Source organism: Pseudomonas sp. NFACC43, from assembly GCF_900119645.1.
Classification (GTDB): Bacteria; Pseudomonadota; Gammaproteobacteria; order Pseudomonadales; family Pseudomonadaceae; genus Aquipseudomonas.
On record NZ_FPKK01000010.1, the window covers coordinates 81,347 to 98,161 of the forward strand.

The 16,815-nt window shown below is 60.8% G+C and carries 16 protein-coding genes; 6 read left to right on the plus strand and 10 right to left on the minus strand.

The features are described 5' to 3' along the window. Nucleotides 1-71: 71 nt before the first annotated feature. The 3 genes from BT179_RS17980 to BT179_RS17990 form a co-directional block, all read right to left on the minus strand. Nucleotides 72-293, minus strand: coding sequence for an FmdB family zinc ribbon protein (locus BT179_RS17980; RefSeq protein WP_042728755.1), 222 nt, complete (start codon nucleotides 291-293; stop codon nucleotides 72-74). 174 nt (nucleotides 294-467) lie between these two features. Further along, a complete protein-coding gene (locus tag BT179_RS17985; protein ID WP_072431880.1) occupies nucleotides 468-839 on the minus strand; it encodes a ribbon-helix-helix domain-containing protein in 372 nt (123 codons plus the stop codon). A gap of 276 nt (nucleotides 840-1,115) precedes the next feature. Then, entirely contained in the window at nucleotides 1,116-1,589 is a 474-nt protein-coding gene (locus tag BT179_RS17990; protein ID WP_024776472.1) for a Dps family protein, read from the minus strand. Between the two features lie 377 nt (nucleotides 1,590-1,966). On the opposite strand from BT179_RS17990, the gene BT179_RS27095 reads away from it, so the two are divergent. Beyond that, nucleotides 1,967-2,575 carry a cold-shock protein gene (locus BT179_RS27095; protein ID WP_072431881.1) on the plus strand — a complete coding sequence of 203 codons (609 nt, stop codon included), beginning with the start codon at nucleotides 1,967-1,969 and terminating at the stop codon, nucleotides 2,573-2,575. A gap of 70 nt (nucleotides 2,576-2,645) precedes the next feature. On the opposite strand, the gene BT179_RS18000 is transcribed toward BT179_RS27095, so the two are convergent. Together BT179_RS18000 and BT179_RS18005 are read right to left on the minus strand one after the other, a co-directional pair. Beyond that, nucleotides 2,646-2,852 carry a SlyX family protein gene (locus BT179_RS18000; RefSeq protein WP_053146960.1) on the minus strand — a complete coding sequence of 69 codons (207 nt, stop codon included), beginning with the start codon at nucleotides 2,850-2,852 and terminating at the stop codon, nucleotides 2,646-2,648. A gap of 3 nt (nucleotides 2,853-2,855) precedes the next feature. After that, the gene (locus BT179_RS18005) at nucleotides 2,856-3,281 is read right to left on the minus strand and encodes an HIT domain-containing protein (RefSeq protein WP_072431895.1); all 426 of its coding nucleotides are present in this window, start codon (nucleotides 3,279-3,281) and stop codon (nucleotides 2,856-2,858) included. A gap of 878 nt (nucleotides 3,282-4,159) precedes the next feature. Here BT179_RS18005 and BT179_RS18010 point away from each other — a divergent pair. Continuing rightward, a complete protein-coding gene (locus tag BT179_RS18010; RefSeq protein ID WP_072395156.1) occupies nucleotides 4,160-5,488 on the plus strand; it encodes an OprD family porin in 1,329 nt (442 codons plus the stop codon). A 140-nt stretch (nucleotides 5,489-5,628) separates the two neighbouring features. Here the strand turns inward: BT179_RS18010 and BT179_RS18015 are convergent, their stop codons facing one another. Beyond that, nucleotides 5,629-6,471, minus strand: coding sequence for a mechanosensitive ion channel family protein (locus BT179_RS18015; RefSeq protein ID WP_072395158.1), 843 nt, complete (start codon nucleotides 6,469-6,471; stop codon nucleotides 5,629-5,631). Between the two features lie 71 nt (nucleotides 6,472-6,542). Beyond that, nucleotides 6,543-7,028: a YajQ family cyclic di-GMP-binding protein gene (locus tag BT179_RS18020; RefSeq protein WP_072395160.1), complete on the minus strand. Its 486-nt coding sequence runs from the start codon at nucleotides 7,026-7,028 to the stop codon at nucleotides 6,543-6,545. Nucleotides 7,029-7,170: 142 nt separating this feature from the next. On the opposite strand from BT179_RS18020, the gene BT179_RS18025 reads away from it, so the two are divergent. Genes BT179_RS18025 through BT179_RS18035 form a run of 3 tightly spaced genes read left to right on the plus strand, consistent with a single transcriptional unit; the run spans nucleotide 7,171 to nucleotide 10,754 of the window. Then, on the plus strand, nucleotides 7,171-8,088 hold the full coding sequence (locus tag BT179_RS18025) for a putative 2-dehydropantoate 2-reductase (protein ID WP_072431882.1): 918 nt from the start codon (nucleotides 7,171-7,173) through the stop codon (nucleotides 8,086-8,088). A gap of 45 nt (nucleotides 8,089-8,133) precedes the next feature. Further along, nucleotides 8,134-10,170, plus strand: a complete 2,037-nt coding sequence (locus tag BT179_RS18030; protein WP_072431883.1) for a sensor histidine kinase — start codon at nucleotides 8,134-8,136, stop codon at nucleotides 10,168-10,170. Between the two features lie 2 nt (nucleotides 10,171-10,172). Then, nucleotides 10,173-10,754, plus strand: coding sequence for a cob(I)yrinic acid a,c-diamide adenosyltransferase (locus BT179_RS18035; RefSeq protein ID WP_072395166.1), 582 nt, complete (start codon nucleotides 10,173-10,175; stop codon nucleotides 10,752-10,754). 62 nt (nucleotides 10,755-10,816) lie between these two features. Here the strand turns inward: BT179_RS18035 and BT179_RS18040 are convergent, their stop codons facing one another. From BT179_RS18040 to secA, 3 genes are all read right to left on the minus strand, one after another. Next, nucleotides 10,817-11,761: a Nudix family hydrolase gene (locus tag BT179_RS18040; protein WP_072431884.1), complete on the minus strand. Its 945-nt coding sequence runs from the start codon at nucleotides 11,759-11,761 to the stop codon at nucleotides 10,817-10,819. 184 nt (nucleotides 11,762-11,945) lie between these two features. Then, complete coding sequence (gene argJ / locus BT179_RS18045) at nucleotides 11,946-13,163, minus strand: bifunctional glutamate N-acetyltransferase/amino-acid acetyltransferase ArgJ (RefSeq protein ID WP_072395170.1); 1,218 nt, start codon at nucleotides 13,161-13,163, stop codon at nucleotides 11,946-11,948. A gap of 114 nt (nucleotides 13,164-13,277) precedes the next feature. Further along, entirely contained in the window at nucleotides 13,278-16,019 is a 2,742-nt protein-coding gene (secA, locus tag BT179_RS18050) for a preprotein translocase subunit SecA (RefSeq protein ID WP_072395172.1), read from the minus strand. A gap of 308 nt (nucleotides 16,020-16,327) precedes the next feature. Here secA and BT179_RS18055 point away from each other — a divergent pair, with 308 nt between their 5' ends. Further along, entirely contained in the window at nucleotides 16,328-16,783 is a 456-nt protein-coding gene (locus BT179_RS18055; RefSeq protein WP_072395174.1) for a DUF721 domain-containing protein, read from the plus strand. Nucleotides 16,784-16,815 lie beyond the last annotated feature (32 nt).

A 16,815-nucleotide genomic window follows, 5' to 3' on the forward strand; every position in this document is an offset into this window, starting at 1 on the left:
GTGGTTTCACTTCTCGTAATTCGACATTCGGTTGGGGACCCTGCCCGTGCAGGAACCCGCGCGTATTCAACTCAGTCAGCTTTGTCGCCACCGGCCAGGTTCTTCTTGGCGCCGGTCTTGAAGTCGGTTTCATACCAGCCTGTGCCACCAAGGCGGAATCCCGGCATGGACAGCATCTTTTTCAGTTCCGGCGCCTGGCAGGCAGGGCAGTCGACCAGCGGTGCCTCGCTGATCTTTTGAATGACTTCCATCTGATGACCACAGGAAGCACATTGATAGTCGTACATCGGCATGGGAGGTTGTCTCGGCGATCAGGTTACTCACGCAAAAGCTGGGCTTTGCGGCAAAGAGCGGGATTATATCCATTAAATGCTGCCTGTGCAGCCGTAGGGACCGTTCCCGACTCGTTTTCCCGGAAAGGGCAAACGAATCGGGAACACCCCGGGAGCATCCACCTGCGGTCCAGCTCAATCACCGCCACGCGGCGTACCACGCCAGTGGCGTTCCACAACGTCCATGCCGGCCTCCTTCAGGCTATGCACCACGCAGACCACACGCACCAGCCCGCTGAAGTTGCGCACCCCGCCATGGCGCAGGTGCACCTCCCTGTCCACATGGGACAACAGGGTGCTGATGGAACAATTGTTGAGCTGCGCCATGTCGCCGAGGATGTCCCAGTAGACCTGTTCCAGCCGCAGGCAGGTGGCGAACCCGTTCAGGCGGATGGAGCGGGACAGGGGCCGGGCCAACTCCATGTCGAACCCACTGACGAACGGGTCCACGGGGATGACCTGATAGCGCCCCTGCGCACCCTCCCTGGCTTCTTTTCCTTGAATCATACCGTTGACACTCCTTTGCCATACGAACCTCTCAGTCAGGACAACCAATCTGTGACCCCATGGAAGCTCAACGGGGGTGCCCAGATCCAGATGACTTTTTGACCATCAACGTAGGACAAGCCAACAGCAAGCCGGCGACGAATTACGCCGTCCTACACACGATGGGTTATCCCAGAGGAAGCCTGTGGACTGATCGAAAAGGCCGATACAAAGAGCAGCAACGGTAACCCCAAACGGACGGCGATGTCGGGCAACACATCACCGCCCGCCCCGGCCTTACCGTTCGTCCAGCAGTGAACGCAGCATCCAGGCGGTCTTTTCGTGCACCTGCATGCGCTGGGTCAGCAGATCGGCGGTGGGCTCGTCGCTGACCTTGTCCAGCAGCGGGAAAATACCACGCGCCGTGCGTGTCACCGCCTCCTGGCCATCCACCAGTTGCCGGATCATGTCCTCGGCACTGGGCACACCCTCTTCCTCCTTGATGGAGGACAGGCGCGCATACACCGAGTAGGCACCCGGCGCGGGAAAGCCAAGGGCACGGATGCGCTCGGCGATCAGATCCACCGCGAGCGCCAGCTCGTTGTACTGCTCCTCGAACATCAGGTGCAGGGTCCGGAACATGGGACCGGTGACATTCCAGTGGAAATTGTGGGTCTTGAGGTACAACACATAGGTGTCCGACAGCAGACGTGACAGCCCATCGACGATGGACTTGCGATCTTCTTCACTGATACCGATATCTATTGCCATGTTGGTGGGTCTCCTGACGGTGATGAATTCAACGGCGGTCCTTTCACTCTAGCGGGTGTTACCGCTCGCACCCTGCGACAAATCGCCTGCACTCCCTGAACTGACAAGGCAGGGCGCCAGGAAATTCAACGCCCTTTGGTGAAGACCTTCAAGGACCCGCCCGGTTTTCCCGCCGACGAACAGCGCGGCACTCGCCCGTAACCCGTTTGAGAAGGCCCGGGCTTTACTGTTAAATAGACAGTGTGTCGCTACGCTTATTTTCCGGGCGTGGCGCATAGGCTGATTCGAGTACGTGTCCAACGCCTCTCATCGTTCCGAAGCGAACCGTCCTCGAGCAGCTCTTCCTTGTGATCTGTCTTAACCGTGAGCCAATCAAAATGTTGAAAATCGTCCACTTGCTAATGGGCGCAGCTGCCCTGCTGCTGTCCTTCATCCCTAGCCTGGGTTCCGAAGCCACACCTTACCTGCAACATCCCGATGCGCTGTACCTGGCCTTTTTCGGCCTGCTCAACCTGATCCTCGCGCCTGTCATCCCTTACTGGCACAAAGGTCCACGTCATCAACTGCAAAACCTGGTCAGCGCACTGCTGGTCCTGGCCGTTGCCCTGCAAACCCTCAGCCTGCTGGCTCCCCTGCCGGAAATCGCCGGTCATCCGGCCGTTCTGTTCAGCCTGACCGCTGCGCTGCTCGCCGTAGCCCTGCACCTGGCCGTCAGCTTCTACAACAAGAAGTCCTCGCCGGCCGCGGCACCGCAGAACTACGACATGTCCAACCGTGATACCGGCACGGTGAAATGGTTCAACACCTCCAAGGGGTTCGGCTTCATCTCCCGCGACTCCGGCGATGATATCTTCGTGCACTTCCGAGCCATTCGTGGCGAAGGCCACCGTGTACTGGTCGAAGGCCAGCGGGTGGAGTTCTCCGTGATGCACCGCGACAAGGGCCTGCAGGCCGAAGATGTGATCGCAGCGCTACCGCGCCGCTGACTTCAGCGTAAAAAAACCGCGATGCAGCCAGGCTGCTCGCGGTTTTTTTATGGCCTGCCGTACGGGCGTATCAATAGTGGGGAGGCGGCGCCTCTTCTTCGACGGACTCGAATTGCCCGGCCATTTCCTCCTGTCGCTTGAGCAAGGCCGCCATTTGCAACTGCAGCCGCTCGACCACCCGCTGCTGCTCCACCAACACATCGTTCAATGCCTGGATGGTGTCATCCTGAAACGCCAGGCGCGTTTCCAGATCGGTCACACGCTCTTCAAGATTCATGGTTCAGCCCTCCATAAACTTGAAATCATCGGTCAAGGCTACCCGCAAGCGCTCACGAATAGCCATTACCTGTTCTGCAGTATAGGGCCGGGCCGGGTGTTTGCCCCAGACCGGTGCCGGCCAGGCCGCATCGTCCTGTTTGCGCACGATGACATGCATATGCAATTGACTGACGACATTACCCAGGGTCGCGACATTCAGTTTATCGGCATCAAAGCAATCCTTGAGGACCTCAGCCAGCATCGTGGTCTCTTTCCATAACCGATGTTGATCCGTGTCATCCAACTGAAACAATTCACTGATATTTTCCCGTCGCGGCACGAGGATGAACCACGGGTAATTCGAATCGTTGGACAAGAGCAGCCGACACAGTGGGAAATCGCCAATGGGCAACGTGTCTTGTTGCAGTCGTGGATCTAAGGCAAACACTGCGGTACTCCTCGTTCGTGATGAAAACAGCCGGTTCAAGCCATCCAGGGGCATGACTCGGACATAGACCGGCAGCATACTCGCGAATGACTGAACGTTCACGGCGTGACATCCATAGTTGGACGCCCACGTCTTTTTTCAGAGCAGATCGACCCCGAGCCGGAACTGTTCGCACCAACACAGCGCACCCGAATACAGAAACGGGCAGGAGGAGCGCGTCGGAAAACGGCGGTAGATCAGGCCCCAGTGTTTTTCTCGAAGTTTTTTGCACCAAAACCGCACAATGCGTCTACGCTCAGAGCACGTAACATCCGGGATTTACTCACTCGACAGGGTGAACCGGTAACGTTTTTGGTTGTCTCGCGGAATTTCCATGCTTCAAACACGAGAGCGCCCCGACAGTCAACCCTATTTAAAACAAGGCCTTTGGAGCCCGGTTTCATGAGGTTTCACCGCACCCGAAGGCAGAATGTGAAAAAAACGTGAACGAAAATTCGAATTTGTGCATGCTTGTTGCATTCATTCTGACATCGCCTACAGGGCACCGCCGGACGCGAAACCTGCAGGCCTATAAATAAAGTGGCAAGGTTGCCCTCAGGGAGCTTCAGGCGCAGTAATAAAGGACTCTTTACACCGACGCTGAAAAAAAATAAGCAGCATTCAAGTTGCAAGTCCGATTGCGTCGGAACAGCCTCATTGCGACATGGATCGAGCCATTGGCGACATGGTCGTAAAGAAGCTGCAAGGTTGAATGGGCAAGTATCGCCAATAGGGTCAGCGTGATATAAGTTTGCGCCGACACAAAAAAGAAAGAGCCGCCCAGATAAAAAAACAGGTGGGACGGCAGTACTCTTCTAAAACCAAAGGAGCAAATCACGATGCGCGTGATGAAGTGGAGCATGATCGCACTGGCCGTTGCTGCAGCAGCCAGTACACAAATGGCTACGGCCGCACCGTTCGTAAGTGACCAGGCTGAAGCCAAGGGCTTTGTTGAAGACGCCAAGCTCGATTTACTGCTGCGCAACTATTACTTCAACCGCGATCGGAAAGATGGTGCAACCGATCAGAAAGACTGGACCCAAGGTATCTGGGGCAACTTCAGCTCCGGTTACACCCAGGGTACTGTAGGTGTCGGCGTTGATGCGTTCGGTTACCTGGCACTCAAGCTGGACGGCGGCGACGGTACTGGCGGCACAGGCAACATGAGCCGCGACGCCGATGGCGAAGTCAACGACAGCCAAGGTAAAGCCGGCGCGGCCATCAAGTTCCGTGTTTCCAAAACCGAGCTGAAAGTCGGCGACATGCAGCCAAGCACTGCTCCAGTGTTTGCAATTGGCGGCTCCCGCGTCCTGCCTCAAACTGCCAGCGGTTTCCAACTGCAGAGCAGCGAAGTCAAGAATCTTGACCTCGAAGCCGGTCACTTCTATTCGGGCACCAGCCAGGACCGTAACGCTCGCGACGGCGGCCTGTGGGCGACCTACGCCGGCGTCGAAGCCAACACCATCGACTACGCTGGTGGCAAATACGCGTTCACTGACAACCTGAGCGCATCGGTCTACGGCGCCAAGCTGGAAGACATCTGGAACCAGTACTACGGTAACCTGAACTACACCATTCCAATGGGTGGCGATCAGTCCCTGAACCTGGACGGTAACATCTACCGCACCACCGACGCAGGTAGCGCCAAAGCCGGCGACATCAGCAACACCGCCTTCTCCCTGGCTGCTGCTTACTCTTTCCTGAAAGCACACACCGTTACGGTCGCCTTCCAGAAGATCAACGGTGATACTCCGTTCGACTACATCGGCGTGGGTACCAACAACCGCGGCGGCGACTCGATCTTCCTCGCCAACTCCATCCAGTACTCCGACTTCAACGGTCCTAACGAGAAATCTGCCCAGATCCGTTACGACCTGAAGATGGCCGAGTACGGCGTTCCTGGTCTGAGCTTCATGACCCGTTACGTGAAAGGCTGGGACATCGACGGCACCAACACTCCAACTGGCAGCGCCTACGCTGGTCTGTATGGCGAAGACGGCAAGCACAACGAAACCAACCTGGAAGCCAAGTACGTTGTTCAGTCTGGCCCAGCCAAGGATCTCTCCTTCCGCGTTCGTCAAGCCTGGCACCACGCCAACGCCGACGAAGGTGAAGGCGATATCAAAGAGTTCCGCCTGATCGTCGACTACCCGATTTCGGTTCTGTAATTGCCGAAAGTCTGTTCGCGGTAATCAAAAAAGAGGCCCATCTTCGGATGGGCCTTTTTTATTGCTTATATCCAGGGCACTTACCAACGAGTCACTCAAACGGAAGCATCGTTGGCAAGCCAGCCTACCTTCAGGAAAATCTACGCCTGCGCGCCTTCCTGAACCACCCGGATCACCCGCTGTGGGAACGGAATATCGATGCCCGCATCCTTCAGACGATCCCGGGCCTGCTCATTGAGCATGAACATCACGTTCCAGTAGTCCGCAGTCTTGACCCAAATGCGCAACGACACGGTGATGGAACTGTCGCCCAGGGTGGAAATCACCGCTTCAGGCGCCGGATCGCTCAGCACGCGTTCATCCTTGGCCAGCTCCAGCAATACTTCCCGAGCCTTTTGCAGATCAGCCTGGTAGTCCACGCCGACATCGAACACGACCTTGCGGGTCGGCTGACGGTTGGTGTTGGTGATGATGCCGTTAGACAGGTTGCCGTTGGGCACGATCACCGTCTTGTTGTCACCGGTACGCAGCACGGTGTGGAAGATCTGGATGCTGTCGACCGTACCGGCGACGCCCTGGGCCTCGATCCAGTCGCCAATGCGAAACGGACGGAACAGCAGGATCAGCACGCCACCGGCGAAGTTCGCCAGGCTGCCCTGCAATGCCAGGCCAATCGCCAGGCTCGCGGCACCGATGGCGGCGACGAACGAGGTGGTTTCCACACCGATCATCGAAGCGACGCTGATGGCCAGCAGTATCTTCAGGATGATGTTCGCCAGGGTACTGATGAACCCCTGCAGTGCCAGGTCAGCATTACGCAGGGCCAGCAGCGCACCGAGTTTCTGCGTGACCTTGTTGATCAGCCACCAGCCTATGGCCAGGGTCACGATCGCCAGCAGCACGCGGCTGCCGTACTCCATGATCATCGGAATCCAGGCCTGGGAAGCCTTGATCAAGTGGTCCACTTCTGCGTTCAAGTCCATCGTGTTCTCCTTTTTCCCGTTCGTGGCGAGGGGACAAGCGCCCTCGCCACCGTCATGCGAACAACCTGATATCAGTCGCGGAAGTTGTTGAATTGCAGCGGCATGTCGAATGACTTGGCGCGCAGGGCCGCGATGGCTTCCTGCAAGTCGTCACGCTTCTTGCCGGTCACGCGCACCTGCTCGCCCTGGATGGCGGCCTGCACCTTGAGCTTGGCGTCCTTGATATGGGCGACAATCTTCTTCGCCAGCTCCTTGTCGATGCCTTCCTTGAGCACGGCCTCCTGCTTCATCAGCTTGCCCGAAGCGTAGGCGTCCTTGACCTCCAGGCACTGCACATCGATCTTGCGCTTGACCAGCGCAAGCTTGAGGATCTCGATCATCGCCTCGAGCTGGAAGTCGGCTTCGGCGGTAAGGTTGACGGTCAGTTCCTTTTCCTTGAACTCGAAGCTGCCCTTGCCCTTGAGGTCATAACGACGGTCGAGTTCCTTGACGGCATTTTCAACCGCGTTGGTGACTTCATGTTTGTCGAGTTCGGATACCACGTCGAATGACGGCATGTAGTGTTCTCCAATAAAAAAGACGCGCCAGTAACGAAGGCGCGCGCTTGGCTTGTGGTTAAAATCGCGCTCATTATAACGAGTCTTTCCACCCCATACCGCGAGCCCCCAAGATGCCTGCGCCAAACCGAGTGAAAAACTGATGTCCACCACCTGGCATGTCCTGGGGGCCGGCAGTCTCGGCACATTATGGGCGACGCGCCTGGCCCGGGCCGGCCTGCCGGTGCGACTGATCCTGCGCAACGAAGAACGGTTGCAGGCATACCAGGCTGCCGGCGGCCTGACGCTGATGGAACAGGGCCAGTCGCAGTGCTACAAGGTGGCGGGCGAAACGGCGAACAGTCCCGAACCGATCAAACGCCTGTTGCTGGCCTGCAAGGCCTATGACGCAGAGGCGGCCGTGGCCTCGGTGGCCCGGCGCCTCGGCGCCGACTCGGAGCTGATCCTGCTGCAGAACGGCCTCGGTAGCCAGGATGCGGTGGCGAACCGCGTTCCCCAGGCCCGCTGTATCAGCGCCTCCAGCACCGAGGGCGCCTTTCGCGATGGCGATTGGCGCGTGGTGTTCGCCGGTCACGGCTATACGTGGCTGGGTGACCCCGCCCACCCCGTGGCGCCGATCTGGCTGGATGACCTGAGCGCCGCCGGCATTCCCCACGAATGGAGCGCCGACATCCTCACCCGGCTCTGGCGCAAACTGGCGCTCAACTGTGCGATCAACCCGCTCACCGTGCTGCATCAATGCAGCAATGGCGGCTTGCAGGACCATCGCTGCGAAGTCGCGACCCTGTGCGCGGAACTCACCGATCTGCTCGAACGCTGCGGACAGCCGGCCGCTGCCGAGGATCTGCATTCGGAAGTCGAACGGGTGATCCAGGCCACCGCCGCCAACTACTCCTCCATGCACCAGGACGTAGCCCATCGGCGTCGCACCGAAATCAGCTACCTGCTCGGCCATGCCTGCAAGGTCGCCCAACGCCATGAGCTGGCAGTCCCGCACCTGGAGCAACTGCGCCAGCGGCTGATCGCTTACCTGGACAACCTCGGATTGCCCAGCGACTGAGCAGCGGCTACGCTGGCCTCGTGTTCCCTTTTTGCGACGAGTCTGATGCCATTGCGCCAGCGCCTTGAAAACCTGCCGGTCGGCCAGAAGCTGCTGGCCGCCCTGTTGGTGTTATTGACCACCGTCCTGCTGGTGGCCAACCTGACCTTTATCAGTGCCGCCTACTACATTTCCCAGGAGAGCATGGCCCCCCAGGCTCTGCAGACCATCGGCCGGCTGATCGCCAACCCGAGCCTGATCTCCGATGCCCTGAAATCGCCGCAAAACGCCAGGCGCCTGCTCGATGAGCTCAACAATTATGCGCCCCTGCGAGCGGCGGCCCTGTATGACGGCGATGGCGAGCGCCTGGCGCAGTTGCAGCAGGGCGAGAAGCTCAAGCTGCCAGACCATTTCCGCACCATGCAGGCCTGGCAGGCTGGCGAATTCCGCAGCAACCAGGTCATCACCCTGCCCCGCCCCGGCCAGTCCCCGGGACACCTGCTACTGGTCGCCAGCAGCGAACTGCCCACCGCGTTCTACACCGGCACTCTGACGGCAAGCCTCGGCATCCTGATTTTCAGCGTGTTGCTGTGGCTCGTCATCGCCCAACAGATCAAGCGCCTGATCACCCAGCCGATTCATCAGCTCGAAGAACTGTCGCGCCAGGTCACTCGCGAGGAGAACTACTCCCTGCGGGCCGCCCGGGGCAACCACGATGAAATCGGCAGCCTGGCCGAAGCGTTCAACACCATGCTGTCACGCATCGAGGCCCGGGAGCAGCAACTCAAGCGCGCCCGGGACGACTCCCAGGCCGCCTATGACCAGGCCCAGGGCCTGGCGGAAGAAACCCGGCACACCAATCGCAAGCTGGAGCTGGAAGTCCAGGTACGCAGCAAGATCGAGAAAAAGCTCACGGGCTTCCAGAACTACCTCAACAGCATCATCGACTCCATGCCGTCGGCACTGATCGCCCTGGACGAACAACTTTACGTGACCCAATGGAACCAGGAGGCCAGCGCCCTCTCCGGGACCCGGCTGGACGAAGCCCTGAACCAGCCGATCTTCCTCGCCTTCGAGCCCCTCAAGCCCTACCTGCCGCAACTCAAGCAGACGGTCGAACAGCATACGGTTGCCAAGATCGAACGCGTGACCTGGACCAAGGACGATGAAGCACGGCATTACGCCCTGACCTTCTACCCGCTGATGGGTGGCGCCGGGCGAGGAGTGGTGATCCGGATCGATGACATCACCCAGCGCCTGTCGCTGGAAGAGATGATGGTGCAATCGGAAAAAATGCTCTCCGTTGGCGGCCTCGCCGCTGGCATGGCCCATGAGATCAACAACCCCCTGGGGGCGATCCTGCACAACGTGCAGAACATTCGCCGGCGCCTGTCGCCGGAACTGCCCAAGAATCTCGAACAGGCCGAACAACTGGGTATCGAGCTGCAGGTGGTCAACCGCTACCTCGAAGGGCGGGATATCCCGCAGCTGCTGGACGGCATCCAGCAGGCCGGTGCCCGGGCGGCGAAGATCGTCACCCACATGCTCAGTTTCAGCCGGCGCAGCACCCGGCAGATGGCACCCTGCGACCTGCCGGCGCTGATCGACCAGGCGGTGGAGATCGCCGGTAACGACTTCGACCTGGCAATCGGCTTCGACTTCAAGGGCCAAGCGATCATCCGCCAGTTCGACCCCAACCTGGGCCCGGTACCCGGCACCGCCAACGAACTCGAACAGGTACTGCTCAACCTGTTGAAGAATGCTGCCCAAGCGATCCACCAACGCCAGGACAACAGCGAACCGGGGCGCATCATCCTGCGCACCCGGCTCAATCCGCCCTGGGCGGAAATCCAGGTCGAGGACAACGGGATCGGCATGAGCGAAAACGTACGCAAACGTACCTTCGAGCCCTTCTTCACCACCAAGGAAGTCGGCCAGGGCACAGGCCTGGGCCTGTCCGTGTCGTATTTCATCATCACCAACAACCACAAGGGCCAGATGGAAGTGCAGTCGGCGCCAGGCCAGGGCACTTGCTTCACCCTGCGCCTGCCTTTGGCGGGCGCTTCGATGGCGCCGCAGGAAAACAAGCAATTGGAGCGTTGAACATGGGCTTTCGCCTGTCGAAGATTTACACCCGCACCGGCGACAAGGGTGAAACCGGGCTGGGAGACGGTCGCCGCGTGGCCAAGGACCATCCACGGATCGAGGCCATCGGCGAAGTGGATACGCTCAACAGCCAGTTGGGGTTATTGCTGGCCGGTCTCGCTGCTGAAACCTCGCGACACCCGCAGCTGGCAGGGGTGATCGAGGTACTAGCGCCTTGTCAGCACCGCTTGTTCGACCTGGGCGGTGAACTGGCCATGCCGGCCTACCAGGCCCTGAACATTGCGCAAATCCAGCGACTGGAAGCCGCGATCGACGAATGGAATGAGGAATTGGGGCCGCTGGAGAACTTCATCCTGCCCGGTGGCTCGACCCTGGTGGCCCAGGCCCATGTCTGCCGCAGCCTGGCACGTAGTGCCGAGCGTCGCTGCCAGCATTTGAACGCCGTGGAACCGTTGACCGGGCCAGGGCTGGCCTACATCAATCGGTTATCGGACCTGTTGTTCGTGGCAGCCAGGGTGATCGCCCGGCGCCAGGGGGTTGCCGAAGTGCTTTGGGAGGCGGCGGCCAAGCCTGGGGGCTGAATCGTTCATGAGGCCGCCATCGCGAGCTTGCTCGCGATGGCGTCAGCAGCCACACCACAGAATCATGTCCCAGGCCAGAACGCCCGGATCCCCGCCACACCCTGCGCCCCGGCTGCCCAGGCTTGTTGCCGTTCGCCAGGGCCGACCCCACCCAACAGATAAACCGGCCGGTCGAAGCCCTCGATCAACCGCGCGGCCTCTTCCCATCCCAACGGCTGGGCCTCGGGATGGGTCTGGGTCGGTCGAACAGGCGAGAGCGTCACAAAATCCACGTCCATCTGCTGCGCCAGGGACAACTCCTCGGCGTTATGACAGGAGGCCGCCAGCCAGCGGTCCTTGCCGAACGGTCGACCCGCCGCCGCATGCTTGCGCAACTGTGCGGCAGTGATGTGCCAGCCAGCGGAAGGGAAATCCCCCAGCCATTCGAACGGCCCCTTGAGCATCAGTTGGGCCTTGCCGGCGCACAGCCCCGCCGCATCCACCGCCAGGTCGCGGTATTGCGGGTCATAGCCATTGGGGGCGCGTAGCTGGAGCAACCTGATCCCGCCGGCGATAGCCTTCTGCATGCCGCGCAGCAAGGCCGGTGTTTCGAGGCCTTCGGGCGTGATCAGGTATTCGCCCGGCAGACGCGCCGCCGCGACGATCGGCTGATTGGCCGCCGGAAACTCGTAATCCGACAACTCGCGGGCCGTGACCCAGGCCAACGGCTGCCCCTCGGCGCCATGGGGCTCGCCGGTAAACGCCGAAACCTCCCAGACATCCAGCAGAACCTGCTTGTCCGGGTAGTCGTGGCGCACCTTGATCAAGGGCCGGGCGGCACCGACGACAATGCCCAGCTCTTCGTGAAGTTCCCGGGCCAGGGCCGCTTCGACAGACTCATCAGCCTCGACCTTGCCTCCGGGAAACTCCCACAGGCCACCCTGGTGCTGGGTATCGGCCCGGCGGGCGATCAGGATTTTGCCGGCGGCGTCTCGAATGACGGCCGCGGCGACGTGAATTCGTTTCACCGTACTGTTTCCTCTTGGCCGGCGGGATGCGACTTTACAGTGCCGGCCATTGGTGGATGCCCTGGACATGGACCACAGACCAGCGGCTTCTTGCTATCTGCCATGCCGCTCTCGCAAGCACGAAGATCGCCTCGACGGCGGGAGCGAGCCACTCGCGGCAGGAGCGGCTCGACCCCAGCCCTTGTCAGGTCCGATATTCGGCGTTGATCTTCACGTATTCGTGGGACAGGTCGGTGGTCCAGATGGTTTCACTGCACTCGCCACGTCCCAGTTCGATACGGATGGTGATTTCTTCCTGCTGCATCACCGCCGCCCCCTGGGCCTCGGTGTAGGTGGCGGCACGGGCCCCCTGACTGGCGATGCAGACGTCACCCAGGAACACGTCGATCTTGCTCACGTCCAGGTCCGGCACGCCGGCACGCCCGACAGCCGCGAGGATCCGGCCCCAGTTCGGGTCGGAGGCGAACAGCGCAGTCTTGATCAGCGGCGAATGCGCCACGGTGTAGCCGACGTCCAGGCATTCCTGGTGGTTGCCACCGCCGTTGACCTGTACGGTCACGAACTTGGTCGCGCCTTCACCGTCGCGCACGATGGCCTGGGCCACTTCCATGCATACCTCGAACACGGCCTGCTTCAGGGCCGTGAACAGTGGGCCGCTGGCTTCGGTGATTTCTGGCAGGTTGGCCTTGCCGGTGGCGATCAGCATGCAGCAGTCGTTGGTGGAGGTATCACCGTCGATGGTGATGCGGTTGAACGACTTGTTGGCGCCATCGAGCATCAGGTCCTGCAGTACCTGGCGGGACACCTTGGCGTCGGTGGCGATGTAGCCGAGCATGGTCGCCATGTTCGGGCGGATCATGCCCGCCCCCTTGCTGATGCCCGTGACGGTAACGGTCACGCCATCGTGCTGGAACTGGCGGCTCGCACCCTTGGGCAGGGTGTCGGTGGTCATGATGCCGGTGGCGGCGGCAGCCCAGTTGTTTTCCGACAGGTCATCGAGGGCCGCCTGCAACGCGCCTTCGATTTTCTCTACCGGCAGCGGCTCGCCGATCACACCGGTGGAGTACGGCAGCACCTGGGCAGCGTCGACGCCGGTCAGTTCGGCGAGCCTGGCGCAGGTACGCTCGGCGGCGGCCAGGCCTGGCGCGCCGGTACCGGCGTTGGCGTTACCGGTATTGGTCAACAGATAACGCACCGGCCCTTGCACGCGCTGCCTGGCCAGGATGACCGGAGCGGCACAGAAGGCGTTGAGGGTGAAGACGCCGGCCACCGTCGAGCCTTCGGCGCAACGCATGACTACCACGTCCTTGCGCCCCGGACGCTTGATGCCCGCCGAGGCGATACCGAGTTCGAAACCGGCGACCGGGTGCAACGTTGGCAACGGACCAAGACCAACAGCCATGAATGCGCTCCTTAAAAAATGTAAATCAGCACCGCCCCCAGCGGAGCGATGGATCAAATGGCAAAACGCCGCGATGGTGAGTCGCGGCGCGGGTGGTTCAGCGTTGAGACGGGGTTACTGGATCTGCCCGTGGCAATGCTTGTATTTCTTGCCCGAACCGCAGTAGCACAGCTCGTTACGGCCCAGTTTCTGCTCGTTGCGTACCGGCGCGGTCGCTACCGCGACGTCCACGTCGACACCTTCTTCATGGGCCTGGGTCGCGCCCAGTCCCGGTGCCTCGGCATGCTCGAACTGCATGCGCGCGGCCAGAGCCTCGGCTTCCTGACGCAGACGGGCCTCTTCCTCGGCCGGGTCTTCGCGGCGAACCTGGACGTGGGACAGCACACGGATCGAATCGCGCTTGATGGAATCCAGCAGTTCGGAGAACAGCGTGTAGGACTCGCGCTTGTACTCCTGCTTGGGGTTCTTCTGGGCATAACCACGCAGGTGGATACCGTGACGCAGGTGATCCATGGTGGACAGGTGATCTTTCCAGAGATCGTCCAGCACCCGCAGCACGATCTGCTTCTCGAAGGAACGCAGTGCTTCGGCGCCCGCCTGGTCTTCCTTCTCGTTGTACGCGGCGATCAGTTCGGCCAGCAGTTTCTCGCGCAGGGTCTCTTCGTACAGGTGGTCGTCTTCGTCGAGCCACTGCTGGATCGGCAGCGACACGCCGAAGTCGCTGCGCAGGGCCGCTTCGAGGCCGGCGATGTCCCACTGCTCGGGCAACGACTGCGGTGGAATGTGAGCACTGACGGTGGCGTTGAGCACTTCCTGGCGGAAATCGGCGATGGTTTCACCGATGTCGTCGGCCGCCAACAAGCTGTTGCGCATGTGATAGATCACTTTACGCTGTTCGTTGTTGACGTCGTCGAACTCCAGCAGTTGCTTGCGGATATCGAAGTTGCGGCCTTCGACCTTGCGCTGCGCTTTCTCGATGGCATTGGTCACCATGCGGTGCTCGATCGCCTCGCCGGGTTGCATGCCCAAGGCTTTCATGAAGTTCTTCACCCGGTCGGAGGCGAAGATGCGCATCAGGCTGTCTTCCAGCGACAGGTAGAAACGGCTGGAACCGGCGTCGCCCTGGCGGCCGGCACGACCACGCAGCTGGTTGTCGATACGGCGCGACTCGTGACGCTCGGAGGCGATCACCTGCAGGCCACCGGACTCCAGCACCTGCTGGTGACGCTTCTGCCAGTCGGCCTTGATCTGCGCGATCTGCTCGGGGGTCGGGTTTTCCAGGGAAGCCACTTCCACTTCCCAGTTGCCGCCCAGCAGGATGTCGGTACCCCGGCCGGCCATGTTGGTGGCGATGGTCAGCGCCCCCGGGCGACCGGCCTGGGCGATGATCTCGGCTTCCTTCTCGTGGAACTTGGCGTTGAGGACCTTGTGCTCGATGCCTTCCTTGGTCAACAAGGCAGACATGTGCTCGGAAGTCTCGATGGTGGCGGTACCCACCAGGATCGGACGGCCCTGGGCCATGCCTTCCTTGATGTCATTGATGATCGCCGCGTATTTCTCCTCGGCGGTCAGGAACACCAGGTCGTTGTAGTCTTTACGTGCCAGGGGCTTGTTGGTCGGGATCACCACCACTTGCAGGCCGTAGATCTGATGGAACTCGAACGCCTCGGTGTCGGCGGTACCGGTCATGCCGGACAGCTTGTTGTACAAGCGGAAATAGTTCTGGAAGGTGGTCGAGGCCAGCGTCTGGCTCTCGGCCTGGATGTTCAGGCCTTCCTTGGCTTCGATGGCCTGGTGCAGGCCCTCGGACAAGCGACGGCCCGGCATGGTACGGCCGGTGTGCTCGTCCACCAGCACGACCTGGCCGTCCTGGACGATGTATTCGACGTTGCGATGGAACAGCTTGTGGGCACGCAGGCCGGCGTAGACGTGGGTCAGCAGGCCCAGGTTATGGGCCGAGTACAGGCTCTCGCCTTCGGCCAGCAGGCCGACACGGGTGAGCATTTCCTCGATGAACTGGTGACCGGCTTCGTTGAGTTCGACCTGGCGGGTCTTCTCGTCGACCGTGTAGTGACCGGCCTGGGTCACTTCGCCCTCGACTTCCTCGACGTGCAACTTGAGCTGCGGGATCAGTTTGTTGATCTCGGTATACAGCTTCGAGCTGTCCTCGGCCTGGCCGGAAATGATCAGGGGCGTACGGGCTTCGTCGATGAGGATGGAGTCGACTTCGTCGATCACGGCGAAATTGAGTTCACGCTGGAATTTTTCATCCAGGCTGAACGCCATGTTGTCGCGCAGGTAGTCGAAACCGAATTCGTTGTTGGTGCCGTAGGTGATATCGGCGGCGTAGGCGGCGCGCTTCTCTTCCGGCGGCTGGAACGGCGTGACCACGCCGACGCTCAGCCCGAGGAACTCATAGAGCGGGCGCATCCAGTTGGCGTCGCGGCGGGCCAGGTAGTCGTTGACCGTCACCACATGCACGCCCTTGCCGGACAGCGCGTTGAGGTAGACCGCCAGGGTCGCCACGAGGGTCTTGCCCTCGCCGGTGCGCATTTCGGCGATCTTGCCTTCGTGCAAGGTCATGCCGCCAATCAACTGGACGTCGAAGTGACGCATGCCCATGACCCGCTTGCCGGCTTCGCGAGCGACCGCGAAGGCTTCGGGCAGGAGCTGGTCGAGGGTTTCCCCCTTGGCGATGCGGTCCTTGAATTCGGCAGTCTTGGCGCGTAACTGATCGTCCGAAAGGGCCACCATCTGCTCTTCGAAGGCATTGACGATCTGTACCGTCTTGAGCATGCGCTTGACTTCACGCTCGTTCTTGCTTCCAAAGAGTTTCTTTAACAAAGGCGCAAACATATCGGCAGGATCTTCCACACTAAAGGGATGGAGGGCGGCCCCGTGAGTCGCCCGTGCAGCCCTCATGGCCGCATGCGAACGAGCATTCTACCCGGAAACGATGGTGAGGAAAGTGGCGTTATTCCACGATGCTGGCACAGCGCTGTGACGGGGCTTTCCTAAAATAAGGGCTTTTACGCGAAGTTCAACCCGAAAAACGCAGAAGTTACCAGGGTTTGTGCCTGAAGGGGGCCTCGGGCGACAGGGTCGCGGCGCGGCGCACGCTTTCTGCTACCATGGCGCCTCTGTCATTTGCGGTAATTGCATCCATGGCCTTTCGCCCTCTTCCAGCCAAGGCTCCCGCCGTTCTGCTGCGCGAAGCCAAGCCGCTGAAAGCCATCTTTGGCCACGCCAGGCGCCTGGGTCACCTGCAGCGGCTGCTGGACAGCCAGTTGCAGCCGGCCGCACGGGAACATTGCCATGTGGCGTCCTGGCGCGAAGGCTGCCTGCTGCTGATCGTCACCGACGGCCACTGGGCCACGCGCCTGCGCTACCAGCAAAAGCGCCTGCTGCGCCAATTGCAGGCATTCGAGGAGTTTGCCGGCCTGACGCGGGTACTGTTCAAGGTCCAGCCACCCACGGTACAGGCCATCGCCAAGGGGCATACGCTGGACCTGTCCAGCGATGCAGCCGCGACGATCCAGGCCACGGCGGACGGCATCAGCGATCCCAAGCTGCGTGCCGCGCTGGAGCGGTTGGCGGCGCATGCCAGGACCAAGCCCTGAGATTGCCGTTGCCTGTTGCATCGCCATCGCGA

Bases quoted from the DNA above. Each gene is read 5' to 3' on its own strand.
- BT179_RS17980 (WP_042728755.1), bottom strand. From the start codon at position 293: ATGCCGATGTACGACTATCAATGTGCTTCCTGTGGTCATCAGATGGAA.
- BT179_RS17985 (WP_072431880.1), bottom strand. From the start codon at position 839: ATGATTCAAGGAAAAGAAGCCAGGGAGGGTGCGCAGGGGCGCTATCAG.
- BT179_RS17990 (WP_024776472.1), bottom strand. From the start codon at position 1,589: ATGGCAATAGATATCGGTATCAGTGAAGAAGATCGCAAGTCCATCGTC.
- BT179_RS27095 (WP_072431881.1), top strand. From the start codon at position 1,967: ATGTTGAAAATCGTCCACTTGCTAATGGGCGCAGCTGCCCTGCTGCTG.
- BT179_RS18000 (WP_053146960.1), bottom strand. From the start codon at position 2,852: ATGAATCTTGAAGAGCGTGTGACCGATCTGGAAACGCGCCTGGCGTTT.
- BT179_RS18010 (WP_072395156.1), top strand. From the start codon at position 4,160: ATGCGCGTGATGAAGTGGAGCATGATCGCACTGGCCGTTGCTGCAGCA.
- BT179_RS18015 (WP_072395158.1), bottom strand. From the start codon at position 6,471: ATGGACTTGAACGCAGAAGTGGACCACTTGATCAAGGCTTCCCAGGCC.
- BT179_RS18020 (WP_072395160.1), bottom strand. From the start codon at position 7,028: ATGCCGTCATTCGACGTGGTATCCGAACTCGACAAACATGAAGTCACC.
- BT179_RS18025 (WP_072431882.1), top strand. From the start codon at position 7,171: ATGTCCACCACCTGGCATGTCCTGGGGGCCGGCAGTCTCGGCACATTA.
- BT179_RS18030 (WP_072431883.1), top strand. From the start codon at position 8,134: ATGCCATTGCGCCAGCGCCTTGAAAACCTGCCGGTCGGCCAGAAGCTG.
- BT179_RS18035 (WP_072395166.1), top strand. From the start codon at position 10,173: ATGGGCTTTCGCCTGTCGAAGATTTACACCCGCACCGGCGACAAGGGT.
- argJ (WP_072395170.1), bottom strand. From the start codon at position 13,163: ATGGCTGTTGGTCTTGGTCCGTTGCCAACGTTGCACCCGGTCGCCGGT.
- secA (WP_072395172.1), bottom strand. From the start codon at position 16,019: ATGTTTGCGCCTTTGTTAAAGAAACTCTTTGGAAGCAAGAACGAGCGT.
- BT179_RS18055 (WP_072395174.1), top strand. From the start codon at position 16,328: ATGGCCTTTCGCCCTCTTCCAGCCAAGGCTCCCGCCGTTCTGCTGCGC.